This window comes from Streptococcus oralis, assembly GCF_003944215.1.
Taxonomy (GTDB): Bacteria; Bacillota; Bacilli; order Lactobacillales; family Streptococcaceae; genus Streptococcus; species Streptococcus oralis_BI.
This window is the reverse complement of sequence record NZ_RJVZ01000045.1, coordinates 1-549: the sequence shown is the minus strand read 5'-3', so window position 1 is coordinate 549 and position 549 is coordinate 1. Positions and strand designations below refer to the sequence as shown.

The following is a 549-nucleotide window of genomic DNA, read 5'->3' as shown; positions in this document are numbered from 1 at the left end:
TGCTGATGTTGAAGCACTTGCAGATGCTGACTGACTTGCTGAGGCAGATTGACTGACTGAAGCTGACTGACTCGCACTCGCTTGAGCCTCAACAGATTGACTGACTGATACAGAAGCTGAGGCAGATGCTTGTTCTGCTTGAGCTTTCTTTACTTCTGTTTGCGCTTGAGCGATGATTGAGTTAGTACTTGTTTCAGTTGTTTCAGCTGCTTTTGGTTCAGCTGCGATGACTGTTTTATCCTTTTCTGCATACTCAGATGTTTCATCCGCATAAACAGTTTGCTCTTGAGTCATCACAAATCCTGCAGCTCCCGCGGCCAGGATTCCCCCTATACCCGCTAGCGTGTTAAAACTAAGGTGTGCGTGATCAAGTTCTTCAGTGTCTGACAGGGTACTAGAGACAACTTCGCCCATACCACCGATACGGAAGAGATCCAATTGAGAGTTTGAGGCTTTTACCCAGTTTTTACCCGACTTGTAAAGCTTATAACGCTTTTTCTCATCTACGATCTCGAAATCTTTGTTAAACTTTTTACTTCGAAACATTTG

1 protein-coding gene is annotated in these 549 nt (G+C 44.4%); it reads right to left on the bottom strand.

Annotated elements, in window-relative coordinates; genetic code table 11:
* A partial coding sequence (locus D8804_RS10010) for a KxYKxGKxW signal peptide domain-containing protein (RefSeq protein ID WP_260472357.1) occupies positions 1-549 on the bottom strand: 549 nt, incomplete at both ends.